The following is a 5,533-nucleotide window of genomic DNA, read 5'->3' as shown; positions in this document are numbered from 1 at the left end:
TAAGAGCGGTGGGCTGAAGCCCACCCTACGCCGGACCCCCTTTGTAGGGTGGGCTGCAGCCCACCAACCCCCGCGCCACTGATTGCCTGGACGGAAGATCAACGATGCACATCGACCACCTGGATCACCTGGTACTCACCGTCGCCGACCTCGACGTCACGGTGGATTTCTACACCCGCGTGCTGGGCATGCAGGAAGTGACCTTCGGCGAGGGGCGCAAGGCGCTCGGTTTCGGCATGCAGAAGATCAACCTGCACCAGGCCGGCAAGGAGTTCGAGCCCAAGGCCGAGCGCCCGACGCCGGGCTCGGCGGACCTCTGTTTCATCGTCGCCACGCCGCTGGATGAGGTCATTGCGCACCTTGAAACGCAAGGCGTGGCGATCCTCGAAGGCCCGGTGCGACGCACCGGCGCTACGCAGCCGATCCGCTCGGTCTACGTGCGCGACCCCGATTTCAACCTGATCGAACTCTCGAATCCGCTGGACGAAGGACAACAACAATGAGCGAACACACCCGGCAACTGACCGCCTTCCTGGCCGATCTCGCGTATGAAGACGTGCCCGAGGCGGTGCTGGCGCGCACCGAGGACCTGTTCCTCGACTGGCTCGGCTCGGCGCTGGCCAGCCAGGGCTCGCACCCGATTCCGCTGTTCGAGCGCTATGCGCAGAAGATGGGCCCGGCCAGCGGCCCGGCGAACATCCTGGTCAGCGGCAGCCGCAGCTCGGCGTATTTCGCCGCCCTGGTGAACGGCGCCAGCTCGCACCTGGTCGAGCAGGACGACCTGCACAACAGCTCGGTGCTGCACCCGGCGACGGTGGTGTTCCCCGCCGTGCTGGCCGCCGCGCAGGACCGTGGCAAGTCCGGCCGCGCGCTGCTGCTGGCGGCGCTGGCCGGTTACGAGGCGGGCATCCGCATCGGCGAATTCATGGGTCGCTCGCACTACCGCATCTTCCACACCACCGCCACGGTCGGCACCCTCGCCGCGGCGGTGGCGGTCGGCAAGCTGCTGGAATTCAACCAAGAACAGTTCGTCAACCTGCTCGGCAACGCCGGCACCCAGGCCGCCGGACTCTGGGAGTTCCTCCGCGACGCGGCGGACTCCAAGCAGCTGCACACGGCCAAGGCCGCCGCCGACGGGCTGCTCGCCGCCTACCTGACCGAGGACGGCCTGACCGGCGCGCGCAACATCCTCGAGGGCGAGCAGGGCATGGCCGCCGGGATGTCCAGCGATGCCGACCCGAGCAAACTGTCCGACCGGCTCGGCAGCCGCTGGGCGCTGGTGGAGACCTCGTTCAAGTTTCACGCCTCCTGCCGTCACACCCATCCGGCCGCCGACGCCCTGCTGCAGCTGATGCAGCGCGAAGGGCTGAGCCATGAGCAGATCGAGCAGGTCACCACACGCGTGCACCAGGGCGCCATCGACGTGCTCGGTCGCGTGGTGGTGCCGCAGACCGTGCACCAGGCGAAGTTTTCCATGGGCACCGTGCTGGGCCTGATCGCCGTGCACGGCAAGGCGCAGCTCACCGAATTCCATACCCTGGCGCTGACCGACCCGAACGTATCGGCGTTCCGCGAGAAGGTCAGCATGCAGCTCGATCCCGAGGTCGACGGCGCCTACCCGGCGCGCTGGCTCGGCCGGGTCGAGGTGACGACCACCGACGGGCGCCGGCTGTCCGCCGCCATCGACGAGCCGAAGGGCGATCCGGGCAACACCCTCAGCCGTCCCGAACTTGAAGACAAGTTCCGCCGCCTGCTGGCCTTCGCCGGCGCGCGTTCGCCCGAGCAGGCCGGCGAGCTGATCGCCCTGGTCTGGCGCCTGCGCGAGCTGGACGACCTCGGCGTGCTGGCCTGAATCACGGGTTGGTGCGCATAGCGCACCCTACGGGCGCCGCGGCCACGAACGAGGCGTAGGGTGGATGCGCTTCATCGATCCACCGACGCGGCCGGCGCCGCGGCCACAAACAAGAAACGCAGGAACCGGAAATGAACGACATCGCACACAACCCGCGTCCGTTGGACGGCATCACCGTGGTCAGCCTGGAGCACGCCATCGCCGCGCCTTTCTGCACCCGCCAGCTGGCCGACCTCGGCGCTCGCGTGATCAAGGTCGAGCGCCCCGGCGTCGGCGACTTCGCCCGTGGCTACGACGAGCGCGTCAACGGCCTGGCCTCGCACTTCGTCTGGACCAACCGCTCGAAGGAAAGCCTCAGCCTGGACCTCAAGCAGGACGACGCGACGAAGATCCTCGACGCGCTGCTGGAGGACGCCGACGTGCTGGTGCAGAACCTTGCGCCCGGCGCCGCGGCGCGCATGGGGCTGTCTTTCGAGGCGCTGCACGAGCGCTTCCCGAAGCTGATCGTCTGCGACATCTCCGGCTACGGCGAGGGCGGCCCCTACGAGAAGAAGAAGGCCTACGACCTGCTGATCCAGAGCGAGGGCGGCTTCCTGTCCGTCACCGGCGGGCCGGGCGAGGAGGAAATGGCCAAGGCCGGCTGCTCGATCGCCGACATCGCCGCCGGCATGTACGCCTACAGCAGCATTCTCTCCGCACTGCTGCTGCGCGGCCGCACCGGCAAGGGCAGCCGTATCGACGTGACCATGCTGGAAAGCCTGGTCGAGTGGATGGGCTACCCGATGTACTACGCCTACGAAGGCGCGACCCCGCCGCCGCGTGCCGGCGCCGCGCACTCGACGATCTATCCCTACGGCCCGTTCCCGGCCGGCGACGGCGGCACGGTGATGCTCGGCCTGCAGAATGAGCGCGAGTGGGCGGCGTTCTGCGACAAGGTGCTGCTGCAGCCGGAGCTGGCGGTGGACGAGCGTTTCTCGGCCAACTTCAAGCGCTCGACCAATCGCGCCGAATTGCGCGGGATCATCGTCGAGTCCTTCGCCAAACTCAGCGCCGAGCAGGTGATCGAGCGCCTGGAGCAGGCGCAGATCGCCAACGCCCACGTCAATGACATGGCCGGTGTCTGGGCCCATCCGCAGCTCAAGGCGCGCGACGGCTGGCGCGAGATCGACAGCCCGGCGGGCACGCTCCCGTCGCTGCTGCCGCCGGGGCGCAGCAACGCCTTCATCCCGCGCATGGACGCCGTGCCCGGCCTCGGCCAGCATTCGGCGCAGATTCTCGCCGGGCTCGGTTACTCCAGCGACGAGGTGGAGCGCCTGCGCGACAGCGGCGTCATCTAGGCGCCACGTCGTCCCAACGACTCCTCTTCCTGCGGGAGAGGACCGGGGAGCGCCACGCTCCCCGCCACAACACGAGAAGAACCATGAGTCCATCCCCCCTTCGCACGGCCCTGTTCGTGCCCGGCAGTCGCCCGGAGCGTTTCGCCAAGGCGCTGGCCAGTGGCGCCGATACTGTCATCGTCGATTTCGAGGACGCCGTCGAGGAGCCGCTCAAGCGCCAGGCGCGCGACAACCTGGCGGCGTTCCTCGCGGCCGAACCCGGCGTGCGCCTGCTGGTGCGGGTGAACGCCCCGGAACACGCCGAGCACGCCGCCGACCTGGCGTTCTGCAAGGCCCAGGCGGGCGTCGTCGGCGTGCTGCTGCCCAAGGTGGAAAGCGCCGTGCAGGTGGCTGCAGTGGCCGCCGTCGGCAAGCCGGTGTGGCCGATCATCGAGAGCGCGCGCGGCCTGCTGGCGCTGGCCGAGATCGCCGGCGCGCCGGGTGTGGAGCGCCTGTCGTTCGGCGGCCTGGACCTGGCCCTGGACCTCAATCTGCAAAGCGGCAGCGAGGGCGCTGGACGCGTGCTGGACCAGGCGCGCTACGCGGTGCTGCTGCACTCGCGCGGGGCCGGGCTGGCCGCGCCGCTGGACGGCGTGCATCCGGCCATCGGTGATACCGAGGGGCTGCGTGCGTCGATCCGCCTGGCGGCGGCCATGGGCTTCGCCGGCGCCTTGTGCATTCATCCCCGGCAGGTCGAGGTGATTCACCAGGCGTTGGCGCCCAGCGCCGAGGAGCTGGCCTGGGCGCAACGGGTCATCGATGCCGGCAGTGGCGGCGCGGGGGCCTATCAGGTCGACGGACAGATGGTCGATGCGCCCGTATTGGCCCGTGCACAAAGGCTGCTGGCGTTCTCTAGGCTCTGAGCAGCGCTACGGCGCACTAAGACTTTGGTCGGTAGTGCGCTGCTGCTTTTGATGTAACGGGATATGTGCGCAGCGCTGGAGTGCGCGGAAATCGGGCACTTCGCCATCGCGTTGGCGACGCCCGGATTGGTGTTCGCGAATGACGAACGCCGGATTATAAAAAAGCTAATTTACGAAACGCGCCGGCTTATGCACCCTGATAATCGCTTTACTGGGAAAAGCCTTCGCCATTGAGCGACGAATCCAGTAGCCAGAGTCTTCCTCCTGCTATTGGATTACATTCGGGCCGTTTCCTCGGCTTGGGTCTATCGTTCGGCGGTGGATGTTTTATCCAACATTCCAAAAACAATAAAAGGTGACTTCATGCTCAAGCTCCCCAAGGCGCTGCTCTGCGCCGCTACGCTCGCCCTCGGCGTTTCCGGCTTCGCCCAGGCGGCCGATCCCATCGTCATCAAATTCGCCCACGTGGTCGCCGACGGCACGCCGAAGGGGCAGGGCGCCAACCTGTTCAAGAAACTCGCGGAAGAACGCCTGCCAGGCAAGGTGCGGGTCGAGGTCTACCCGAACTCGTCTCTGTTCGGCGACGGCAAGGAAATGGAGGCCTTGCTGCTCGGCGACGTGCAACTGCTGGCGCCTTCGCTGGCCAAGTTCGAGCAGTACACCAAGAAGGTGCAGATCTTCGATCTGCCGTTCCTCTTCGACAACATCGCCGCGGTCGACCGCTTCCAGCACGGCCCGCAGGGCAAGGAACTGCTGACCTCGATGGAGGACAAGAACATCCTCGGCCTGGCTTACTGGCACAACGGGATGAAGCAACTGTCGGCGAACAAGCCGCTGCGCGAACCCAAGGATGCTCGCGGCCTGAAATTCCGCGTGCAGGCCTCCAGCGTGCTCGAGGAGCAGTTCAAGGCGGTGCGCGCCAACCCGCGCAAGATGAGCTTCGCCGAGGTCTATCAGGGCCTGCAGACCGGCGTGGTCAACGGCACCGAGAACACCTGGTCGAACTACGAAAGCCAGAAGGTGAACGAGGTGCAGAAGTATTTCACCGAGTCCGACCATGGCCTGATCGACTACATGGTGATCACCAATGCCAAGTTCTGGAAAGGGCTGCCGGATGACATCCGCCCGCAACTCGAAGAGATCATGGCCGAGGTGTCGGTCGAGGTGAACAAGCAAGCCGAGGCGCTGAACCAGTCGTCCAAGCAGAAGATCATCGACGCCAAGACCAGCGAGATCATCCAGCTGACGCCCGAGCAGCGTGCCGAGTGGCGTGAAGCCATGCGTCCGGTCTGGGAGAAATTCCAGGGCGAGATCGGCGCCGATCTGATCAAGGCAGCCGAAGAATCCAACAAGGCATCCTGATCCGCCATGGCCGCCGCGCCCCGGCGCGGCGGCGCCCCCCCCCGCGGGGTTTTAGGGGGGGCGGTTTCTGGTAAACCGGA

The 5,533-nt window shown here is 66.9% G+C and carries 5 protein-coding genes; all 5 read left to right on the top strand.

Going from position 1 to position 5,533, the window contains the following annotated elements; translation table 11 throughout:
* Positions 1-104 precede the first annotated feature (104 nt).
* The 5 genes from QMX85_RS23115 to dctP all read left to right on the top strand — a co-directional run bounded on the left by QMX85_RS23115 (position 105) and on the right by dctP (position 5,453).
* Positions 105-503, top strand: a complete 399-nt coding sequence (locus tag QMX85_RS23115) for a VOC family protein (RefSeq protein WP_282344859.1) — start codon at positions 105-107, stop codon at positions 501-503.
* Positions 500-1,852, top strand: a complete 1,353-nt coding sequence (locus tag QMX85_RS23110) for an MmgE/PrpD family protein (RefSeq protein ID WP_282344856.1) — start codon at positions 500-502, stop codon at positions 1,850-1,852. The genes QMX85_RS23115 and QMX85_RS23110 overlap by 4 nt, the downstream gene beginning before the upstream one ends.
* A gap of 131 nt (positions 1,853-1,983) precedes the next feature.
* Positions 1,984-3,189, top strand: a complete 1,206-nt coding sequence (locus tag QMX85_RS23105) for a CaiB/BaiF CoA-transferase family protein (RefSeq protein WP_282344853.1) — start codon at positions 1,984-1,986, stop codon at positions 3,187-3,189.
* 83 nt (positions 3,190-3,272) lie between these two features.
* Entirely contained in the window at positions 3,273-4,091 is an 819-nt protein-coding gene (locus tag QMX85_RS23100) for a CoA ester lyase (RefSeq protein WP_282344850.1), read from the top strand.
* Positions 4,092-4,454: 363 nt separating this feature from the next.
* Complete coding sequence (gene dctP / locus QMX85_RS23095) at positions 4,455-5,453, top strand: C4-dicarboxylate TRAP substrate-binding protein DctP (RefSeq protein WP_282344848.1); 999 nt, start codon at positions 4,455-4,457, stop codon at positions 5,451-5,453.
* Positions 5,454-5,533: the final 80 nt, after the last annotated feature.

Origin of the sequence: Pseudomonas sp. PS02288 (assembly GCF_029959715.1) — a bacterium.
GTDB classification, from domain to species: Bacteria; Pseudomonadota; Gammaproteobacteria; order Pseudomonadales; family Pseudomonadaceae; genus Pseudomonas_O; species Pseudomonas_O kuykendallii.
Note: the sequence above shows the minus strand (reverse complement) of the source record. Positions and strands in the feature narration are given on the sequence as shown.

Bases quoted from the DNA above. Each gene is read 5' to 3' on its own strand.
- QMX85_RS23115 (WP_282344859.1), top strand. From the start codon at position 105: ATGCACATCGACCACCTGGATCACCTGGTACTCACCGTCGCCGACCTC.
- QMX85_RS23110 (WP_282344856.1), top strand. From the start codon at position 500: ATGAGCGAACACACCCGGCAACTGACCGCCTTCCTGGCCGATCTCGCG.
- QMX85_RS23105 (WP_282344853.1), top strand. From the start codon at position 1,984: ATGAACGACATCGCACACAACCCGCGTCCGTTGGACGGCATCACCGTG.
- QMX85_RS23100 (WP_282344850.1), top strand. From the start codon at position 3,273: ATGAGTCCATCCCCCCTTCGCACGGCCCTGTTCGTGCCCGGCAGTCGC.
- dctP (WP_282344848.1), top strand. From the start codon at position 4,455: ATGCTCAAGCTCCCCAAGGCGCTGCTCTGCGCCGCTACGCTCGCCCTC.